19 protein-coding genes and 1 tRNA gene are annotated in these 19,052 nt (G+C 56.8%); 17 read left to right on the top strand and 3 right to left on the bottom strand.

The genetic code is table 11. From position 1 onward, the window contains the following. The first annotated feature begins 295 nt into the window (after positions 1 to 295). The 13 genes from PVE98_RS15530 to PVE98_RS15470 all read left to right on the top strand — a co-directional run bounded on the left by PVE98_RS15530 (position 296) and on the right by PVE98_RS15470 (position 11,141). Complete coding sequence (locus PVE98_RS15530) at positions 296 to 1,027, top strand: XRE family transcriptional regulator (RefSeq protein ID WP_033752797.1); 732 nt, start codon at positions 296 to 298, stop codon at positions 1,025 to 1,027. Positions 1,028 to 1,450: 423 nt separating this feature from the next. After that, positions 1,451 to 1,729 carry a hypothetical protein gene (locus PVE98_RS15525; protein ID WP_033752796.1) on the top strand — a complete coding sequence of 93 codons (279 nt, stop codon included), beginning with the start codon at positions 1,451 to 1,453 and terminating at the stop codon, positions 1,727 to 1,729. Between the two features lie 202 nt (positions 1,730 to 1,931). Continuing rightward, a complete protein-coding gene (locus PVE98_RS15520) occupies positions 1,932 to 2,399 on the top strand; it encodes a glycoside hydrolase family protein (protein WP_033752795.1) in 468 nt (155 codons plus the stop codon). Next, positions 2,396 to 2,743: a hypothetical protein gene (locus PVE98_RS15515; RefSeq protein ID WP_033752794.1), complete on the top strand. Its 348-nt coding sequence runs from the start codon at positions 2,396 to 2,398 to the stop codon at positions 2,741 to 2,743. The genes PVE98_RS15520 and PVE98_RS15515 overlap by 4 nt, the downstream gene beginning before the upstream one ends. Beyond that, on the top strand, positions 2,740 to 3,033 hold the full coding sequence (locus PVE98_RS15510; RefSeq protein WP_407568522.1) for a hypothetical protein: 294 nt from the start codon (positions 2,740 to 2,742) through the stop codon (positions 3,031 to 3,033). Before PVE98_RS15515 ends, PVE98_RS15510 begins: the two co-directional genes overlap by 4 nt. 28 nt (positions 3,034 to 3,061) lie before the next feature. Beyond that, positions 3,062 to 3,187 (top strand): hypothetical protein, encoded by a 126-nt coding sequence (locus PVE98_RS15505; RefSeq protein WP_255404266.1) that lies wholly within the window; start codon positions 3,062 to 3,064, stop codon positions 3,185 to 3,187. 42 nt (positions 3,188 to 3,229) lie between these two features. Beyond that, positions 3,230 to 4,978 (top strand): glycosyl hydrolase family 28-related protein, encoded by a 1,749-nt coding sequence (locus tag PVE98_RS15500; protein WP_033752792.1) that lies wholly within the window; start codon positions 3,230 to 3,232, stop codon positions 4,976 to 4,978. Between the two features lie 187 nt (positions 4,979 to 5,165). Continuing rightward, positions 5,166 to 5,241 (top strand) — tRNA-Thr (locus PVE98_RS15495). A gap of 353 nt (positions 5,242 to 5,594) precedes the next feature. Further along, positions 5,595 to 6,602, top strand: coding sequence for an alpha/beta hydrolase (locus tag PVE98_RS15490; protein ID WP_096072660.1), 1,008 nt, complete (start codon positions 5,595 to 5,597; stop codon positions 6,600 to 6,602). Positions 6,603 to 6,731: 129 nt separating this feature from the next. After that, positions 6,732 to 7,121: a thioesterase family protein gene (locus PVE98_RS15485; RefSeq protein WP_033752790.1), complete on the top strand. Its 390-nt coding sequence runs from the start codon at positions 6,732 to 6,734 to the stop codon at positions 7,119 to 7,121. 726 nt (positions 7,122 to 7,847) lie between these two features. After that, the gene (locus PVE98_RS15480; protein WP_096072661.1) at positions 7,848 to 8,837 is read left to right on the top strand and encodes a glycosyltransferase; all 990 of its coding nucleotides are present in this window, start codon (positions 7,848 to 7,850) and stop codon (positions 8,835 to 8,837) included. A 2-nt stretch (positions 8,838 to 8,839) separates the two neighbouring features. Continuing rightward, on the top strand, positions 8,840 to 10,129 hold the full coding sequence (locus PVE98_RS15475; RefSeq protein WP_096072662.1) for an oligosaccharide flippase family protein: 1,290 nt from the start codon (positions 8,840 to 8,842) through the stop codon (positions 10,127 to 10,129). An 85-nt stretch (positions 10,130 to 10,214) separates the two neighbouring features. After that, entirely contained in the window at positions 10,215 to 11,141 is a 927-nt protein-coding gene (locus PVE98_RS15470) for a glycosyltransferase family 2 protein (protein WP_235213010.1), read from the top strand. Between the two features lie 104 nt (positions 11,142 to 11,245). On the opposite strand, the gene PVE98_RS15465 is transcribed toward PVE98_RS15470, so the two are convergent. Then, entirely contained in the window at positions 11,246 to 12,814 is a 1,569-nt protein-coding gene (locus PVE98_RS15465) for a methyl-accepting chemotaxis protein (protein WP_096072663.1), read from the bottom strand. A 391-nt stretch (positions 12,815 to 13,205) separates the two neighbouring features. Continuing rightward, positions 13,206 to 14,168 (bottom strand): chemotaxis protein, encoded by a 963-nt coding sequence (locus tag PVE98_RS15460; RefSeq protein WP_033752785.1) that lies wholly within the window; start codon positions 14,166 to 14,168, stop codon positions 13,206 to 13,208. Between the two features lie 177 nt (positions 14,169 to 14,345). On the opposite strand from PVE98_RS15460, the gene PVE98_RS15455 reads away from it, so the two are divergent. Continuing rightward, positions 14,346 to 14,738, top strand: a complete 393-nt coding sequence (locus PVE98_RS15455; protein WP_033752784.1) for a YgiW/YdeI family stress tolerance OB fold protein — start codon at positions 14,346 to 14,348, stop codon at positions 14,736 to 14,738. A gap of 75 nt (positions 14,739 to 14,813) precedes the next feature. Here the strand turns inward: PVE98_RS15455 and dbpA are convergent, their stop codons facing one another. Further along, on the bottom strand, positions 14,814 to 16,196 hold the full coding sequence (dbpA, locus tag PVE98_RS15450; RefSeq protein ID WP_096072664.1) for an ATP-dependent RNA helicase DbpA: 1,383 nt from the start codon (positions 16,194 to 16,196) through the stop codon (positions 14,814 to 14,816). A gap of 407 nt (positions 16,197 to 16,603) precedes the next feature. Between dbpA and PVE98_RS15445 the strand changes: the two genes are divergently transcribed. The 3 genes from PVE98_RS15445 (at position 16,604) to lldD (ending at position 19,033) form a co-directional block, all read left to right on the top strand. Beyond that, positions 16,604 to 16,816: a hypothetical protein gene (locus PVE98_RS15445; protein WP_033752782.1), complete on the top strand. Its 213-nt coding sequence runs from the start codon at positions 16,604 to 16,606 to the stop codon at positions 16,814 to 16,816. Positions 16,817 to 17,059: 243 nt separating this feature from the next. Next, positions 17,060 to 17,827, top strand: a complete 768-nt coding sequence (lldR, locus tag PVE98_RS15440; RefSeq protein ID WP_096072665.1) for a transcriptional regulator LldR — start codon at positions 17,060 to 17,062, stop codon at positions 17,825 to 17,827. Positions 17,828 to 17,845: 18 nt separating this feature from the next. Further along, positions 17,846 to 19,033 (top strand): FMN-dependent L-lactate dehydrogenase LldD, encoded by a 1,188-nt coding sequence (gene lldD / locus PVE98_RS15435; RefSeq protein WP_048786465.1) that lies wholly within the window; start codon positions 17,846 to 17,848, stop codon positions 19,031 to 19,033. The last annotated feature ends 19 nt before the right edge of the window (positions 19,034 to 19,052 follow it).

The raw sequence follows: 19,052 nt of genomic DNA, 5'->3' as shown, positions 1-19,052 counted from the left end.
ATCCAGTTAATTTTGGAGTTTTCAGGTGTGACATTCGACGCGTCTGGACGCCACTTTTTTTTCGACAAGGTGGCTGTCTGTTTTTTGCCCGTTTTTCTACGGAACATTCCTGAAAGCCGCGCCGCAACGGGGCGCGGCGCGATCGAGACTGGTTGCCCAGAGCATGAGGAGGATAATGATAATTAGCGTTGCTTTACAAAAGCAATTGGGTAGCAAACGGACGGTAATATAAAATGAACTGGTAGCAATAATGAAAATAACATCCAGTATCTCCTCTATGGCAGATTATTAACTAATGGTTAAAAAAGAGAGTACGAGACAAGCTTTTACTGCCAGGCTGATTGCCGCGTGCGAAAGTGCGGGAATTGTCGGACATGGACGAAATAAACAGGTTGCCAAAGCGTTACAGCAGCTGGGGTGCAAAATATCGACGCCGGGCGTGTGGAAGTGGTTCAACGCACAGTCCGTGCCGGATGATAATAATTTGCTGGCGCTAAGCCGCCTGCTGGGCGTACGGGTTGAATGGCTGCAGTATGGAATGGAAAAGCCCGCTGAATCGCTGTCGCTCGACAGCCTGAAGGCGCAGCGCAACGTCTTCCGTATCGAAAGCCTCGATATTGGGCAAAAGTCAGCATCGGGATTGCACGCGCGCGATGAGTTTGTTGAGACCATTCATGCCATTGAATATGGCGTGGATGAGGCGCGCGTGCTGTTCAACGGTCGGCCGGCGGAAAATATTCGTTTGATAGCGATCAACAGCGATTCGATGGTAGAGACCTTCGCGCCGCGCGATCAGCTGTTCGTGGACATTAGCGTGAAGTTTTTCGACGGGGACGGCATCTATATTTTTACCCTCGATAACCAGCTTTACCTCAAGCGTTTGCAGCTTCAGCACAAGAAAATTGCTGTTATTTCAGATAATAAGCGTTATGAAACCTGGTATCTCAATCGGGAGGATGTCGACAGCATGCAGGTGATGGCCAAGGTGATCCTGAGCCAGACACGGCACTATCAGCTGCTGGGTTAACCTCTGGCTAAATTCTGTTCAGTTGCAACCTGCTGAAAAAAATAATTCAGCAGAATTCAAAAATTTAACCAATGGTAAATAAAAAATTAACTGTTGGTGTTTGATAAAGCATAAGAACAGGTTAATAATTTGAGCGTGGACCAACGAAGCCCTTCTCTCACGGAGTGAGCCGCTCTTAAACAATCGAGGCGCTGCACAAGCGCGAATCAAACCATCCAAAGTCAGTGAACTTTGGGATGGGGTGGATGCGCACATGCAGCGTCGTCAGATGCCGCCTTTTTCTCCCAACTCGCGCTTAGCCTGGCTGTTATTACAGCCGGGGCATTGCGTCGTGAGCGGAAAACGCGGCATCCGGGACGGTTCGGCTTGCCGAAAACCCATGCCTGCCACCCCATCGCCAAAGACTCATTCACAGGAGGAGTTATGGCGATAATACACTATGGCAAAAGCGTCTTTGTTGGTAATGCCCGCACCCGCAGGCATCGGCGGCGCCAGCCGCTCAGTCGACTCAAGCTCAGCATCGATCAGGCGCTGGGCTGCGAACCCGAAAATCCCCCGTTACGCCACGCCGAGCGCATCGCTCAGCGTCCGGTGACCTCGCGTGTTGAGCGGGCGATTGCCCCGACGCCCGTTAACCGTTCTGAAACCGCCAGTTTCGATAACTGCTGTTTGCCGCATGTGCATCTCTACGCCGTGCGCTAAATCTGCTCTCTATCCGCCTGTACCGCTGTATCTCATCTTTTCTCCCGTTTTATCTGGACGGGAATTCTCAACGCACTGTTTAGTGCCGCTGCTGGTTTCACCTGCAGTTTTGCTGGTGTTATCTCTGGCACTGATCAGTGTGATTTAACTGTCGCTGTCGCATTGGGAATATCTTTCCCATGCCCGGAAAAGAGGAATGGTCATGAGCCAGATTATTGAGATTCTCAATTTTGAAGAGGGTTACGTCGAAGCGCCTTATCTCGACACGCAGGGATTTCCCACCGTGGCGGGCGGCATACGCATCGGCCCGAAAGGCGCATCGCTCAATAACTATGTGTTTCGCGTGCCGCGCCAGGTCGGCGACGTCTGGAAGAAGTGCATTATCGAGGGCAAAGCCCAGCAGATGCAGGGCGTGCCGCTGCTGCAGCAGGCGCTGGCGAAGTGCAACGACGCGCGCAGCGATGTGCTCTACAGCATGGCCTATCAGCTCGGCGTCGACGGACTCTCCTTGTTTAAAAACATGCTGACCGCGGTGGCGGCCGAGGATTACGACAGCGCGGCCAACTCCATGCTCAATAGCCTGTGGGCGCGTCAGACGCCGGGACGCGCCCGCCGTCATGCCGAAGTGATGCGCAGCGGCACCTACGACGTCTACAGGGGGCTGTTATGAGATGGCTCTTTTTTATCATCGCCGTGCTGATGGTGGTGATCGTGCTGCTGATTATGCAGCGCTTTACCACGCTGGAATTCGTGGCGCATGCGCGCCTGCTGTTTAAAACCTGGTCGGTCTGGCTGGCGTCGCTCGGGTCGATGCTCAGCGCCTGGGTGCAATCCTTTCCCTCCGCCTCGGTGGATGCCTGGAACGCCCTGCCGGAAGACGTGAAATCCATTCTGCCCCACAACTACCTCGGCCTGATCGGCGCCTTTATGGTGGCGATGGGCGTGATCGCGCAGTTTGTGCGACAGAAGAATCTGGTGCAGCAGAGGCAGCAGCTTGAGGCGAAAAAATCATGAGTCTATTTACCGCACTGCTTAGCGGCGGCTGGCACTGGCTTGCCGTCATCGGCGCGCTGATTGCCGCGCTGGGCGCCAGCTACTTCGGCGGCAAAAAGATCGGCAAGGTGCAGCAGCAGGCCGAAGCCGATACCAAAAGCGCGCAGAAAGAGGCGGCGCAAACCGCCGCCGTCGCGCAACAACAGCAAAAGCATCGTGAGGAGGCGACCCGTGTTACCACCGAGAACAGCAATCTTGATGACGCTGCTGCTCGCGACAAGCTGCAGCATTCGAAATTCAACAAACCCTGAGCCTACGGCCGTCACCGATTCGGCCTGCGTGCTTTTTTCCCCGATTTACACCCACGGCGACGACGCGAAACGCATGGACGTTCGCACCGTTCGCGCCATCAATACCCACAACGACATGTGGGATCAGCTTTGCGGCCATGCGGCCAAACCCTGATTAACGACGTGCTTTAGTACCCAAAATCCTGAGGAGGATACCATGATTGAAGTGAACTCATATGCCGAACTGCGTACCACTAAACCCGCAGCAGCAGGCCAGGTCGCCAGCCTGAATCGTTACTACGATAAGGATTCCACCTTCCGCGGCGGCGGCGATTTTGTCGGCTATCTCGGCACCACCACGCTAAAAGATGACGGCGGCACCATTGCGGTTGGCGACGGCTTCTACTGGAAGCGCACCATCAACGATCCCTCCGAGCTGAACGTGCTGCACTTCGGGGCGAAAGGCGATGGCTACGCCGACGATACCGAAGCCTTTATGCGCATGTACAACTGGACCAAAACCTGGAACGCCAACTGCGTCGCGCTGCCCGTGCGTTTTCCCGGCGGGAAATACCTGATTAAGCCGATCGATCTCAGCGCCACCGACGCGACCTTCTTTGGTCTGCTCGGCGACGATTCGCCGCTGGGCTCGCTGCCGCGCACCACCATTATCTCCGATAAGAGCGATGCGCCGGTGTTCAAGGTAAAAGCGCGGCGCACGGTGATCACTGGGATGGCGTGGAACGGTCAGGCGAGCGCCGATACCGTCGCCAATACCGGCACCATTACCGCCGATCTGGTGAGCAACAAGCAGCCGTTCTTCGAGAACACCTGTATCGAGGGTGAAACGGTGAATATTCACTGCTTCCGCGCGCAGAACACCGGCGGCACGGTATTCAAGCTGCTGGATACGCTCGACAGTAAGTTCGACCAGATCTATACCCTCTACACCTATTCGCGCGTGTTCGATGTAGGCTGGTCAAACTCACCGCGCGGCGTCTGGGATCACTCGACGGCGATCGAGCTGAGCAACGCCAACTTCCAGACCGGCTACGGCGACGCCACGCTCTATATGCCGCGCGTCACCCAGGGGATTATGCGCAACGTCTGGATTGAGCATACGCGCAACCCGGGCGATCTTTCCGACGGCGGCTGGACCATCGACACGCTGAACATCGAGGATTGCGGCAGCCCGTTCAATCTGAACAATGCGCGCGTGGTGATGCGTCAGATCGGCCTGCAGTCGGGGGCGAGGATCTCTCAGGACGCCGCCAGCGGCCGCTGGCTCTCTACCTTCGAGTATGGTTATCGCCGCGATGAAAACCACGGCACCTTTATGACCGGCTCGCTGCGGGTAGGGTACTTCAGCGGTTATAAGGTCACCAACAATACCGGCACCGATAACTGGTATCGCCTCGGTCAGTTCTTTTTCCCTAACGCCAACCAGCAGTGGGTCATCGAAATGATCGGCAAAGGCGACGCCACCTCGCCCTCCACCACCGCCGCTTCGCCGGTGAATATGGTGGGCACCGGTAAAACCTGGATTAACCTGCAGCGGCTGGAAACCGTCTGGGCCGACGCCCACCATATGGGGCAGCCGGCCGTGCTGGATATCCGCTACAACCGCGTCGGCACCACCTACGCGGTGGTCTGGGTAAAGCTGGCCGCGAACAGTGGGGACACCCTGTTCAACCTGAAATGTACCGGCCCGACGCGCTTCGATACCGGTTCATGCTCGCTGTTCCAGTCTGATCTGTCGATGGTAACGGATACCACCAAAATAGGGACGCTGAAACCGGCGGCACGCTTTGGCCTGCACAATGGAGTGGCGGGTATCGGCGCCAACGAGAAAGGCGTAGTCACGCTCGCGACGACCGCGGGTACGCCGACTAATAAAACCACGCCTTCGGGCTTTGTGCTGATCAATATCAATGGTACCGACCGCAAGGTTCCTTATTACGATTGATGAAAGGCACTTTTGGCGAGGCTGCGGCCTCGCCTTTTTTTGTTTTTGGCCTGGTAGCGCGCAGGGAAGGGCAGCTGCCGTGCTGTTTTCATTATCAGATGACGAGAAAAGCAGCATCCGCGCGCTGCGGCTCTTGACGGAAGTGACGCTTTTTTCTAACTTAATGCCCCGTAGTTCTCGCCTCTATGCCGGTGTAGCTCAGTTGGTAGAGCAGCGCATTCGTAATGCGAAGGTCGCAGGTTCGACTCCTGTTTCCGGCACCAGTCAGTTCAAGCCTGTGGCTCTGATCCCACTCTTTTCTTCATTTTGTGGGACAGATTTGGCACAGCAGCGGTCCCGTCAAATTCTCGCCAGAAACCTCAAGATGACCTGTTCCTCCTCATCATTAGCTTATCTGTTGTCCTTTTTGCCAACGCTTAGCATTACGTGCCTGGTAGATAATTTAAATATCCTTAATATCAGATGCTTGCTTCCATTTTAGCATGACAAGGTGATTTTTTATTTGCTATTAAATAGCGCGCTATATATATTCGGCTCATTCCGAATGCGCCGTCGCGAAGGCGGTGCATTTAAATAGCGTGCGATTTAATAGCGAAACAATTCAAGGAGTCACCTGATGACCATTAAACATACCGTCTTAGCGCTGGCGCTGGCCGCCGCGTCCGCCAACAGCTTCGCCGACGCGCCGCAGCCGGAGCGCCACGTACAGACTTTTTTGAACGCGCTGAACAGCAGCGGCGGCAAACCGATTGAGCAGCTCTCGCCGCAGGCGGCGCGCGAGGTGCTGATCGGCGCGCAAAAGGGGGCGACGCTGCCTGAGGCCGAGGTTACGGAAAAAACCATTGAGGTGAACGGCCAGCCTTTAAAACTGAATATCGTTAAGCCCAAAGGGGCGCAGGGCACGCTGCCGGTGTTTATGTTCTTTCACGGCGGCGGCTGGGTGTTAGGGGATTTTCAGACCCATGAACGCCTGGTGCGCGACCTGGTAGTTGAGTCAGGTGCCGCTGCGGTCTTCGTTAACTACACGCCGTCGCCGGAAGCGCACTTTCCCGTCGCGATCAATCAGGCCTACGCCGCTACCCGCTGGGTAGCAGAGCACGGCGCCGAGATTGGCGTAGACGGCAAGCGCCTGGCGCTGGCGGGCAACAGCGTCGGCGGCAACATGGTGGCGGCGGTGGCGCTGCAGGCGAAGCAGCAGCATGCTCCGGCGATTCGCTATGAGGTGATGCTGTGGCCGGTGACCGACGCGCGCTTCGATACTGGCTCCTATCAGCAGTTCCAGAAGGGCTATTTCCTGACGCGCAATATGATGAAATGGTTCTGGGATAACTACACCACCAAAGCAGGCGACCGTAACAATATTCTGGCGTCGCCGCTGCGTGCGACCCGCGAACAGCTGCAGGGGCTGCCGCCTACCTTAATCCAGACCGCCGAGCTTGACGTGCTGCGCGACGAAGGCGAGGCCTTTGGCCGCAAGCTGGACGCGGCAGGCGTCGACGTCACGGTAACGCGCTACAACGGTCTGATCCACGACTACGGCTTGCTGAACGGGCTGAGCGACGTGCCGGCGGTGCGTACTGCGCTGCGCCAGGCGGCCGATGGGCTGAAAACGCACCTGAACTGATGCTGTGCCAGGCGAAACGCCTGGCTTTTTTCCCTTGCCGCAGCACAAAAAAAGCAAGGCATCCGCGACCGGCCAGGTTAGATTAGCAAAATCATACGGTTAATCTACTCACTACTGCAGGATACGGACATGTTTGCAAAGCATTATGATGTTGATGAAAAGCATATCGATTTCCAGGGCATCGTCGACGGCCTCTATTATCCGTTTTATATGGAATGGACACGGCATGCCTACATGCGCGAAGCGCTGGGCATCGACATCGAAGAGGAGTTCAAACAGGGACGCCTCTATATGGTGCTGGAATATTCGCTGCGCTTCCGTAAAAGCCTGCAAAAGGGCGACCGCCTGGAGGTGACCTGCGCGCTGGAGAAAAATAGCAAGCGCAACCGGGTAAACTTCGTTCAGCAGATCAGAGTCGATGGCGTCACCTGTGCCGAAGCGACCTTCGTCTGCACCTGTCTCAGCAACGGCAGGCCCAGCATGCCGGATGCGGTCATGAACGCGCTGAATGCGCTTTAACCCCTTGCGTGAAGGGAGAAAGCCAGCCCTTCACGCAATGCGCGGCGCCAGCGCCTTGTTTTCCTCTGCCCTGACGCCTCGCTCAATTCTTAGTCCGACCGGCAAAATTTACGCGACCTGCGTCACGTTAACCGCCTTAATTTTTCCCCGCTTTTTCCCTGTTTTTTTCACATCAGCGTTGTTTAACCTGGCGCTATGCTTTAAATGTATATTGTTATTATCCTTAAGAGAGCATAATTGACCGCTGATAAATAACGACGCTTTCGAGAAATAAAAATTATTAAGCCCGATTAACAGGATTGCATGCTTAATTTTGCGATGCCATGAAAGCACTGCACTTTTTATTTTTTCCTACCAGGATAATTCCTAATGGATAAGCGTTTGCTGGCGCCGTTGAAGCACGGTTTTTATTCGACTTTTTTTCGCCTTTTAATGGTTTCGGTTCGAAGAAGCGAGAGCAATCACAGATAAGCGTAATGCCCGCTTATCCATTAATTCTGATGGATAAGCAGAGCATCTGTGCGGAAATTCCGGTTTAGCGCTCGCCCCATTGACGCAATAAAAGCGCCACGTAATATCTCCTCATTCAATCCTGATTTTTTCTGTAGTCGCACAACACTTATCCGGGATAAAAACAAAAACGCTAACGTGAGCCCGGCACTAAAACTTTATTGCGGTTATTGCCGCGCTTTTTAGCGCGGAGGTAAAAACTTTTCCAGAGGATCTATGGTGACGCTTAACAACCCGTTAATTAGCGTAATTGTGCCGGTCTATAATGCCGAAAACTCGATTATTCGCTGCGTTGAAAGCGTGCTGGCGCAGCGGGCGCCGCGCGTCGAGCTGATTCTGGTGGACGACGGTTCGACCGACAGTTCCCCGCTGATACTGGAGAGCTGGAGCGACCATCCTCAGGTGCGCATTATCACCCAGCGCAATGCCGGCGTTTCGTCGGCGCGCAACGCCGGCATTGCCGCCTCGCGCGGCACCTATTTGCGCTTCGTCGATGCGGATGATTTTCTGCCCGCCGACGCGTTGAGCCTCTGTCTGGCGCTGATGAATGACAAAGTCGGCCTGATTGTCGGCGAGTCGCAGCACTTTACGCCGCAGGGGCAGCCGATTGCGCGCGCCTTTCTGCCGGAGGCGCAGCGCGTACTCAGCGCCAGCGACGCGGTCAACGATCTGCTCTATTTCCATCCGCGCCACGGCATCTGCGACAAACTCTTTAACGGCGAGCTGATCCGCGCGCATCAGCTGCGCTTTAACGAACAGATCGCCAATTTCGAGGATCTGCTGTTTGTGATGCAGTATCTCAGCCTGCTCAGCACGCAGCGGGTCATCTGCATCAACAGCGTGATTTATCACTACGTTGAGTCAGAGAACTCGGCGACGCGCTCGTCGGTGCGCGAAAAGCATTTCTCCTTCGCCCGTTCATTTAGCGAAATGCAGCGGCTGCTGTCGCGCAGCAACGATAAGTTTTTCTATTTTCTGCTGCTAAAAGTCTCTTCAGCCTATTTATATAAGGCCATCGCCTCCGGCGAATTTAACGCCGCCTTTATCAACGACCATATTCGGCGCTATCGCAAAGCCTTTAAAGCCTATCTCTCTTCCGGCGTCATCGTTAACGGCTGGAGTCTCTACTTCACGCTCTTTTTCTGCTCGCCGCGCCTGGTTTCGCAACTGCGTAAGCTGGCGCAAAACGTGGGGCGCGAAGGATAACCATGAAAGATAAACTGAAGAACTCGATGTGGATGATCGCCGAAAAGATCATTGCGGTGTTCGGCCTGATTTTCGTCACCTCTTTTGTGGCGAAATATGTCGGCCCGACCACCTTCGGCATTATCTCTATTTCGCTGCTGGTGTTTCAGTTTTTGCAGACCGTGGCCTATATGGGCAGCGATGTCATCCTGCTGAAACGGCTGTCGCAGAATAAAGCGTCCGGTATCAGGCTGATGATCTCCGCCTCGGTGCTGATCGTCACGCTCTACCTGGCGCTGGCGTCGGTCGGGATGGTGATCATGCACGAAGAGATGAGCTCGCAGGCGCAGATCTTTATTGTCGCTGCGGCCATCGCCTGCCTCTTTTCCGCCATCGATCTGGTAAACGTCTTTAACGAGGCGATGCTGAATGCGAAGCTGAACGTTATCGCTAACGTTATCGGCTTAACCATCAGTTTGACAATACGCTTCGTTATCTCCAGCTGGGGGCTCGACCCCGCCTGGCTGGCGCTGCCGATCGTACTGGCGACCTTTATTCCCTTCGTAATTAAGCTGGCGCTGTTCCGCCGCTACGAAGGCGCGCTGCACAGGCCCAGCCGTAAACAGCTGAAAGCCTATTCGCGCTACATGCTGGCCTCCGGCGGCACGCTGATCTTCTCGGTAATCGCCGTGGCGCTCTATACGCGCCTCAACCAGTTCAGCGTCAGCTATTTTCTCGGCGTAAAAGAGGCGGGCGTATTTTCCGTAGCCTTAACCCTCTCCGGCGCCTGGGTCTTTTTGCCCAATGCGCTGCTGGCGTCTTTCTATCCGGCCTTTTTCTCGGAGCGCGATCCTAAACGCGCCATCGTCAAAATTCAGCAGCTGCATCTGCTGGTGGTCGGCGTTTCGGCGCTGGTCATTGCCGCCGTCGCGCTGCTGGCGCCGCCCTTTATTCACTACTTTTACGGCCCGGCCTACCAGGATGCGGTCGCGCCCACGGTCTGGCTCTGCCTGGGCGCGATGTTCGGCCTGCTGAGTAGCGTCATGGACCGCTTTATTATCAAGTACAACGGCTACGCCTACCTGGTGAAAAAAACCTTCTTCGTACTGCTGATTTGCCTGGTTTCTTCCGCCGTGCTGGTGCCGCTCTATGGGCTAACCGGCGCTGCCTTTAGCGTAATTTTGACCGAGCTGCTCTCCTTTACGCTGCTGAATTACTTTTTTGCCGCTCAACCGATGTTCACTATTCATCGCTCTTTTTTCAGTCCCAAAAAAATATGGTTTTTATTAAACGACGCCAAGACCCTCAGATAGTTAAGAGGAATGAAAAATGATTCCAGCACCAAAGTTCAGCATTATTATTCCCGCGTGGAATGCGCAAAAAACATTGAGAAGAACCTTGATCAGTGTGCTGCAGCAAACCTGCGATGATTATGAAGTGATCGTGGTTAATGACGGCAGCACCGACGGCACCGCCGCGCTGCTGGAGGAGTTTAGCTATCAGCCGACGATCCGCGTTATCAATCAGCCGAACGGCGGCGTCAGCGCGGCGCGCAATCGCGCGCTGAAGCAGGCGCAAGGGGATTTTATTATTTTCCTCGACGCTGACGACTGGGTGGAAGAGTCTTTCCTCGCCAGCTTTCAGCAGTCGCTGGATAACAGCCACGGCCGGCCGGTGGATTTAATTGTCGGCAACCTCGTGGACGACCGTATCGGCAGCATTCGCAAATATGGCTATTTTGCGGCGCAGGAGATGCCTTATCTACTGGGCGAGCTGGAGATGAGCGACAATATCGGCTATCTGCACAACAAGTGCTACAGCCGACGGGTGATTGAGGTGAACAATCTCTATTTCCTCGAGGGCATCTCCATGAGCGAGGATCTGCTGTTCAATCTCAAATATTTCTACAATATCAGCAACTGTCTGGTGATTGACAGCGCCGCCTATCACTATGAAAACGTGATGGATTCGCTGTCAAAAAAGCGCGTGCAGTACAACGAGCTCAAGGAGCGCAAGCAGTTTCTGACCGGGCTTTACGACACCATTATGAATAAATATACGCATCGCGATCTCGACTACTTCCTTAAAGGGGTGTCGAAACGGGTGCTGGCGCTGGATATGCAGATTGTGACGTCGATGTACCACGACTCCTTTACGCACAATGAAATCTCGCGCGAAATTAACGAGATCAAGCGCGGCAAATATTCGAAAGGGATTTTTATTCTGCTGAACCGCAATGAAAAGCTGAAATATATTATTATGAATTTCAACAGCTTTGCGGCTTACTACTGCCTTTACGCCCTGTATAAGGCGCGTGCATTTTAATGGATGTGCTTCATCCGCTACACACGACCAGGTTTGACGTTTCTGTGGTTTATTCGCGCTAATCGCATTGGGCGGCCCTTTCGGGTCGCCCAATGCTGAACAGCTTACTGCGCCGGACGCAGCGCGCCGGTTTTAAACACGCTCATCGCCTGCGCCATGCGCTCTGCCTGATCCTGCAGCGCCTGCGACGCGGCGGAGGCTTCCTGCACCAGCGCGGCGTTCTGCTGCGTTACCGCTTCCATCTGGGTAATCGCCATATTGATCTCGCTGATGCCGGTGCTCTGCTCGCTGCTGGCAATAGTGATTTCACTCATAATGCCGGCCACGCTCTTCACGCTATTGACCACCTCGCCGATGGTTGAGCCGGCATGGGAAACCAGCTTGCTGCCTTCCTCTACTTTAGCCACCGAATCTTCAATCAGCAGTTTGATCTCTTTCGCCGCTGACGCCGAGCGCTGCGCCAGATTGCGCACCTCGCTCGCCACCACCGCAAATCCGCGTCCCTGTTCGCCCGCACGTGCCGCTTCGACGGCGGCGTTGAGCGACAGGATGTTGGTCTGGAAGGCGATGGAATCGATGACGCTGATGATATCGACGATTTTCTTCGACGAGAGCGCAATCGCCTCCATCTTCTCAATCACCTGTTCCATCACCACGCCGCCTTCGCGCGCGACCGCTGAGGTGCTCGCCACCAGCTGGTTGGCTTCGCGCGCGTTGTCGGCATTGTGCTTCACGGTAGAGGTCATCTGCTCCATCGCCGAAGCGGTCTCCTCCAGCGAGCTGGCCTGCTGCTCGGTGCGGGTGGAGAGATCGAGGTTGCCGCTGGAGATTTGATTCGAAGCGACGGCGATGGTGTCGGAGCCGGTGCGCACTTCGGTCACAATGCTCAGCAGGTTGTCGTTCATCTGCTGCAGCGCGCGCATCAGCACGCCGGTTTCGTCGCGGCTGTCGATGGTGATTTTCGAGCTCAGATCGCCAGCGGCGACGCGTTCGGCGACGCCGACCGCTTCGGTCAACGGACGCACAATGGAGCGGGTCAGGTAGATGCCCAGCATGATTGAGGCGAGGATCGCCAGCGCGGCGCACACCAGCGTAATCATAATTGCCGTGCTGGCGGCGCTGACGATGGTTTGACCTTCATTGCGCAGCTGCGAATCCTGCGAGTTGGCGAATTTCTCCGCGCCCTCAAGAAAGGCGTTCTGACTGGGCGTCATGGTTTTTAGCGCGTAAACGCCCGCACCTTCAAAATCGCCGGCTTTGACCAGCGCGATCAGCGCGCCTTTCGCGCTTTCAAACTGCTGGCCCGCCTCGATCAGTCCCTGAATTTTCTTTTTGCCAACGGCGGTGACCTGAATGGCGGCAATGCGGTTCATCGCGGTATTGGTGCGCTGGGTCGCTTCATCCAGCTGGCCGTAACGCTTGAGATTTCGGTCGGGATGCGCGGTGTCGATCACCAGGCCGCGCAGGTATTTAATCTGATCGTTTACGCCGTCGCGCACGTCGAAGGCGAGGCGCACTTTGACGTAGCGGTCGTCGACGATAGCGGAAATGCCGCTGTTAATGCTTTGAATTTTGCTGACGGTAGTGACGCCGATGATCACCATCAGCACCACTACAATGCCGAAGGCGACGCCAAGCCGGGCGCCGACCTTCATATTTTTTAAACTCCACATCTCTGTTCTCCCGCGATTACATCGAATGTTGCTGCTGCAATAGTTAAGTTTTTTAACGCCTGTGCGTGACCAGCCCAGGCCGCCCAATAGCGGTTAAAAATGAGAGCTGGCGCACAGGTTATCGGATGTTTTTGTTTTGACTTTAATTTTTTCCAGGCGGTTTCTGCCCGCCTGAACGGCGTAAAGGGGGCGTTGAACCGCAACCATAAGCCGCAAAGGCGGCGCTCCAGCGGCGATGTGCGATCAGATTAACCTGGCTAAGCAGTTGAATAACGGCGGTCAGCGCGTAGACGGGCAGGGCAGCAAGGCGAGAAGGAGAAAGCGGCAGGAGAGGCGAGGAGAGGGCAGCAGAAAGGGAACACGCGACGTAGCGTCGCGTGTTGAGTGCGCATCAGGGCGCTTTTTCCAGCACGCTGTGGATCACGGTGGAAAGTTCGTTGATTTCAAATTTGGCGACGTAGCCGTCGGCGCCGACTTTGCGCACGTGATCTTCGTTAGCGCTGCCGGAGAGCGAGGAGTGGATCACCACCGGAATGCGCTTCAGCGACTCTTCGCGCTTGATATTGCGCGTCAGGGTAAAGCCGTCCATCTCCGGCATTTCGAGGTCGGTCAGCACCAGCGCGATTTTGTCGTGGATCGACTCGCCCGCCGCCTGCGCCGCTTCGTTCATCTCTTTAATCTTCAGCCAGGCTTCAAGCCCGGTGTTGTGCATCAGCGCGGGAATGCCCATGCTTTTCAGACCCTGCTCCAGCAGTTGACGCGCCACTTTCGAATCTTCCGCCACGATGGCGACCGCGCCCGGCTTAAGATTAAAGTTGCGCACGTTTTCCGGCGCCGGCTCGACGCCGCGCACCGAAGGGATAACGTCATAGAGGATCTGCTCGACGTCGAGCACCATCGCCAGGCTGTTGCTGCCCTTTTCATCGTCGAGGCAGGCGATGCTGGTGATATTGCGGCCGCCAATCCCTTTCTCGGCGGTATGCACCTGGCTCCAGTCGAGGCGCACGATGTTATCTACCGACTCCACGGCGAAGGCCTGGGTGTTGCGCGCATACTCGGTGACCAGCAGCAGGTTCAGGCCGGTTTCCGGCGTGCAGCCCGCTACCGCCGGCAGATCGATTACCGGGATAAACTGGCCGCGAATATTGGTCATGCCCAGCAGCGGCGAGCGCATGCCGGCCGCGCGGGTAATCGGCTGCATCGGCACAATTTCGCGCAGCTTGAAGACGTTAATGCCGAACAGCTCCGATTTACCTTTGGCCTGATCGGTGCCGAGACGGAACAGCAGCAGTTCAAAGCGGTTCGATAACGCCAGATTCGCTCTTTCATCTATCTCTTTTTGAAAATTATCCATCGTTGCTCTGCCTTGCTGCCGCCTGTGACGCGGCGAAAGTGAATGATAAGAGCGTTATCGGCACGGTTGGCTAAAAAGTGAGAGGCGAGCGCGCAAATTTGATCGCGCGGGCAGTTAGCGATTCTTGTGCCAGGCTTAGAGGGTAACAACGGAAAAATTTCACTAAAGGAGCGCACCATGAAAAAAGTCATGACGTTTACGCTGTTGGCCGTTTTGAGTCTGCCAGCGCTGGCTGAGAAGGGCGGTTTTGAAGCGGGCGCGACGCCGCCGCCGCAGAAAAAACAGGATGCAGGTTATAAAGGTTCAGAGGATACCGGCCAGACCCACATCAACCAGATCCGCGATTTTCGTCAGGACGGTTACGTCACGCTTGAAGGCTATATTCTGAAGAAGCTGCAGGGCGATAACTACCAGTTCCGCGACAGCACCGGCACCATCACCATTATCGCGCCGGAGAAAACCTTCGACGGCAAAACCTATAAAGCGGACGAGCAGGTGCGCGTCAGCGGCCGCGTACACGGCAAAGGCGAGAAAACGGTGCTGCACGTTACGCAGATCGACGAGCCATAAGCGCCAGAACGGCGTTTCAGTGTCATGATATTCGGCGCGGGCGGGTTAACGCCCCGCGCCGTTTCAGCGTAACGCCTAGTCCTGCAGCAGAATCGCCCGCACGCTCTTACCCTTCATTTTTCCCTGCTTTAGTTTGACCAGCGCCGCTTTGGCTTCGCTCGCCGCCACGGCGACATAGGCGTGAGTAGGGGTAATATCGATTTTGCCGATCTGGTCGGCGCGGAAGCCCGCATCGCCGGTCAGCGCGCCGAGAATATCTCCCGGACGGATTTTCGCTTTACGGCCGCCGTCGATGCAGAGCGTCATCATGTCAGCCGGAAGCGGCTGGCGCGCGCCTTTTTTCAACGCGCTTGCCGCCAGCCAGCGAAGCGGCTGCTGGAGGAAATCTTCCAGCGCGTGGGCGCGCGCCATTTCGTCCGCCGCGACAAAGCTTACCGCGCTGCCCTGTTCGCCGGCGCGCCCGGTGCGGCCGATGCGGTGCACATGCACCTCGGGATCCCACGCCAGCTGATAGTTCACCACCATCGCCAGCGCTTTAATATCCAGGCCGCGCGCCGCCACGTCGGTCGCCACTAATACGCGTCCGCTGCCGTTGGCGAAGCGGATCAGCACGCGTTCGCGATCGCGCTGCTCCAGATCGCCATGCAGCGCCAGCGCGCTGATGTTCTGCTGGTTGAGCGCGGCGGCGATATCGTCGCACTCGCGTTTGGTATTGCAGAACACCACGCACGAGGCTGGCTGACGCTGCGCCAGCAGCGCCTGCAGCAGCGGCAGCTTTTCGCTCGGGCTCGCTTCGATAAATTCCTGTTCGATCGCAGGCAGCTCGCTCACCTCTTCAGTGGCGACATGCAGCGCGTCGCGCTGAAAGCGCGCGCTGAGCGAGGCGATGCTCTCGGGCCAGGTGGCGGAGAAGAGCAGCGTCTGGCGGCTGGCGGGCGTAAGCGCCGCCACCGCTTCCATATCGTCGCGGAACCCCATCTCCAGCATGCGATCCGCCTCGTCGAGCACCAGCGTGTCGAGCTGATCGAGCTTTAGCGTCTCGCGTTTCAGGTGATCGAGAATACGCCCCGGCGTGCCGACCACGATGTGAGGCGCGTGCGCCAGCGAGTCGCGCTGCGCGCTGATGGGCTGGCCGCCGCACAGGGTGAGGATCTTAATATTGCGGGTAAAGCGCGCCAGCTGACGCAGCACGTTGCTGACCTGATCAGCCAGCTCGCGCGTTGGGCAGAGCACCAGCGCCTGAGTAACGTAGCGGCTGCTGTCGATATGCTGCAGCAGGCCGATGCCGAACGCCGCCGTTTTGCCGCTGCCGGTTTTGGCCTGCGCCCGCACGTCGCGTCGCGCCAGGATAGCGGGCAGCGTGGCGGCCTGAACAGGGGTCATCTCGGTGTAGCCCATGTCGGCCAGATTGGCGATCTGGCTGGCGGGAAGATCGGTAAGGGTAGTAAATGCGGTCACGGGCGGCCTCGGCGGCAAAAGGTGGTCGAAAAATAGCGCGGCAAGTCTGGCAGAATGTGCGTCGCGCGGCAACCTGCGAAAAGGGTTACCTGCATGATAGCTTCGCCCGACGGGCGTTTAGGAATAACCCGAAGATCGGTGAGAATGGATGTTATCTTCTAATGCTTTTACCCGGCGTCAGTCTGTTTGTGCATATCGTGTGGCGTTTCAAGGCCAGTGAAAACTTTATAACTGCGCGAATAAGAAAATTAATTTCTTTTGGTATCAGATGATTCCCTTTTTTACACTCCAGCAAAAGAATTAATCATTAAATAAAGTCACCTGTGCAGCCGATAAAATAATCACCGCAATTGCTTTATATTTAGCGCGCCATACTTCTATTACAACGACAGTTTGAGGGTTCTCCATTGAGTAATATTGCCCAGGGATCACATGAAGAAGTGCTGAAAATCGTTGGCCGCGCAGTGCTTACGCTGCATGTCCACGGTGAAAGCTTATCTGCTGACAAGGTTGTCTCAATGATCGGCTGCTACGCCGAAAGCGCGGAACAGAACCAGCAGCAGCTGTTTGCGCTGGCGATGGAAATGATGACGGCCCAGAAATGGGCGAAGAGCGCCTGACGTCATCGTCTCAGTTGAACCAAGCCTCCAGCCGGAGGCTTTTTTTATGCCTCTCTCTTTTTCTCGATTCGCCCTGTTGGTCCTACCAATTCAAGCCTGCTTTTTAACATCAGTCACAGAAGCGGAAAAATCGCGCCGTAAAGGTTGTCTCAGGTTAACAAAAGATTAACCATTTGAACTCTTATTGTCGCGCAGCGCGCCGTTGGTCCGACCAAAAAGGGCGCGCCGTTTTGGAATAACGCCATGAGTGAATCGACATCGACGGCCGCAGAGCATCTTGTGGTGCGGCTGCGCCGCTATATCGAGCAGCAAAAGCTGGAGCCAGGCATGAGGCTGCCCGCGGAACGCCAGCTTGCCGCTGAGCTGGGCGTGTCGCGATCGTCGCTGCGCGAAGCGCTGCAACAGTTGATCAGCAGCGGCCTGCTGATCAGCCGTCGCGGCGGCGGCACCTGGCTGCGTCAGCAGCTGGCGCCTTGGGCGGAACAGCGCATCGTCGCGCCAGTGCGCGCACTGCTGCAGGACGATCCCGACTATCGCTACGACATTCTCGAAGCGCGCCATGCCATCGAGGCGAGCACCGCCTGGTATGCGGCGCAGCGCGCCACCGAGGCGGATAAGGAGCGGCTGCGGCTCGCCTTCGACGCCACGCTGAAGCTGAAAGAGAGCGACGATCCCGACCTCGCCGCGCAGGCCGACGTGCGCTTTCACCTCGCTATCGCCGAAGCGTCGCACAATGTAGTGCTGCTGCAGACCATGCGCGGTTTCTTTGCGCTGCTGCAATCCTCGGTGCTGCAAAGCCGACAGCGCATGTACAGCCAGCCGCCGATTTTCGCCCGCCTCACCGAACAGCATCAGCGCCTGCTCGACGCCATCCTCGCCGGTGAGGCCGAGACGGCGCGCCGGGCGGCGATGGATCATCTCGGCTTTGTCCACGCCACCCTGAAAAGCCTGCATGAAGACGAAGCGCGCCAGGCGCGCATCACGCGTCTGCCAGGCAATGACGCTCTTTAACCCTAAGGAAACTGACCTGTGATTATCTCTGCCGCTTCCGATTATCGCGCCGCCGCGCAGCGTATTCTGCCGCCGTTTCTTTTCCACTACATCGACGGTGGCGCCTATAACGAGCGCACGCTGCAGCGCAACGTCGAGGATTTGGCCGACGTGGCGCTGCGCCAGCGCGTGCTGAAAAATATGTCCGATCTAAGCCTGGAGACCCGCCTGTTTAACGAAACCCTGGCGATGCCGGTGGCGCTGGCGCCGGTCGGGCTTTGCGGCATGTACGCGCGTCGCGGCGAGGTGCAGGCGGCGCGCGCCGCGGCGCTGAAAGGCATCCCTTTTACCCTGTCGACGGTCTCGGTCTGTCCGATCGAAGAGGTGGCGCCCGCCATCAACCGTCCGATGTGGTTCCAGCTCTACGTGCTGCGCGACCGCGGCTTTATGCGCAACGCGCTGGAGCGCGCCAAAGCAGCCGGCTGCTCGACGCTGGTGTTTACCGTGGATATGCCGACGCCCGGCGCGCGCTATCGCGATGCGCACTCCGGCATGAGCGGGCAGCACGCCGCGCTGCGCCGCTACTGGCAGGCGGCGACGCATCCGCAGTGGGCGTGGGACGTCGGCCTGCACGGCCGTCCGCACGATCTCGGCAATATTTCGACTTATCTCGGCAAACCGACAGGACTGGAGGATTATATCGGCTGGCTGGCGAACAACTTCGATCCCTCTATTTCCTGGCGCGATCTGGAGTGGATCCGTGAATTCTGGGACGGCCCGATGGTGATCAAAGGGATCCTCGATCCTGAAGACGCGCGCGATGCGGTGCGTTTCGGCGCGGACGGCATCGTGGTGTCGAACCACGGCGGCCGCCAGCTGGACGGCGTGCTCTCCTCGGCGCGCGCGCTGCCCGCTATCGCCGATGCGGTGAAAGGCGATATCACTATCCTTGCCGACAGCGGCATTCGCAACGGGCTGGATGTGGTGCGCATGATTGCGCTGGGCGCCGACAGCGTGCTGCTGGGGCGCGCCTGGCTTTATGCGCTGGCGACGCACGGCCAGCGCGGCGTGGAAAACCTGCTTTCGCTGGTGGAAAAAGAGATGCGCGTGGCGATGACCCTGACCGGCGCGAAATCGATCGCCGAGATCACGCGCGATGCGTTGGTGGATGCCGGCGCGGCGCTCACTAATGCAGCCGTCGCGCCGCGTCCGCGTGCCGTTAGCTGAGGCTTGTCTATACTTACTC

It is taken from the genome of Pantoea sp. GABEPS69 (genome assembly GCF_045780835.1).
GTDB lineage: Bacteria > Pseudomonadota > Gammaproteobacteria > Enterobacterales > Enterobacteriaceae > Pantoea > Pantoea septica.
This window is presented reverse-complemented; position numbering and strand designations above follow the sequence as displayed.

Excerpts from the sequence above, each read along its gene's own strand:
- PVE98_RS15530 (WP_033752797.1), top strand. The coding sequence starts at position 296 with ATGGTTAAAAAAGAGAGTACGAGACAAGCTTTTACTGCCAGGCTGATT.
- PVE98_RS15525 (WP_033752796.1), top strand. The coding sequence starts at position 1,451 with ATGGCGATAATACACTATGGCAAAAGCGTCTTTGTTGGTAATGCCCGC.
- PVE98_RS15520 (WP_033752795.1), top strand. The coding sequence starts at position 1,932 with ATGAGCCAGATTATTGAGATTCTCAATTTTGAAGAGGGTTACGTCGAA.
- PVE98_RS15515 (WP_033752794.1), top strand. The coding sequence starts at position 2,396 with ATGAGATGGCTCTTTTTTATCATCGCCGTGCTGATGGTGGTGATCGTG.
- PVE98_RS15510 (WP_407568522.1), top strand. The coding sequence starts at position 2,740 with ATGAGTCTATTTACCGCACTGCTTAGCGGCGGCTGGCACTGGCTTGCC.
- PVE98_RS15500 (WP_033752792.1), top strand. The coding sequence starts at position 3,230 with ATGATTGAAGTGAACTCATATGCCGAACTGCGTACCACTAAACCCGCA.
- PVE98_RS15490 (WP_096072660.1), top strand. The coding sequence starts at position 5,595 with ATGACCATTAAACATACCGTCTTAGCGCTGGCGCTGGCCGCCGCGTCC.
- PVE98_RS15485 (WP_033752790.1), top strand. The coding sequence starts at position 6,732 with ATGTTTGCAAAGCATTATGATGTTGATGAAAAGCATATCGATTTCCAG.
- PVE98_RS15480 (WP_096072661.1), top strand. The coding sequence starts at position 7,848 with ATGGTGACGCTTAACAACCCGTTAATTAGCGTAATTGTGCCGGTCTAT.
- PVE98_RS15475 (WP_096072662.1), top strand. The coding sequence starts at position 8,840 with ATGAAAGATAAACTGAAGAACTCGATGTGGATGATCGCCGAAAAGATC.
- PVE98_RS15465 (WP_096072663.1), bottom strand. The coding sequence starts at position 12,814 with ATGTGGAGTTTAAAAAATATGAAGGTCGGCGCCCGGCTTGGCGTCGCC.
- PVE98_RS15460 (WP_033752785.1), bottom strand. The coding sequence starts at position 14,168 with ATGGATAATTTTCAAAAAGAGATAGATGAAAGAGCGAATCTGGCGTTA.
- PVE98_RS15455 (WP_033752784.1), top strand. The coding sequence starts at position 14,346 with ATGAAAAAAGTCATGACGTTTACGCTGTTGGCCGTTTTGAGTCTGCCA.
- lldR (WP_096072665.1), top strand. The coding sequence starts at position 17,060 with ATGAGTGAATCGACATCGACGGCCGCAGAGCATCTTGTGGTGCGGCTG.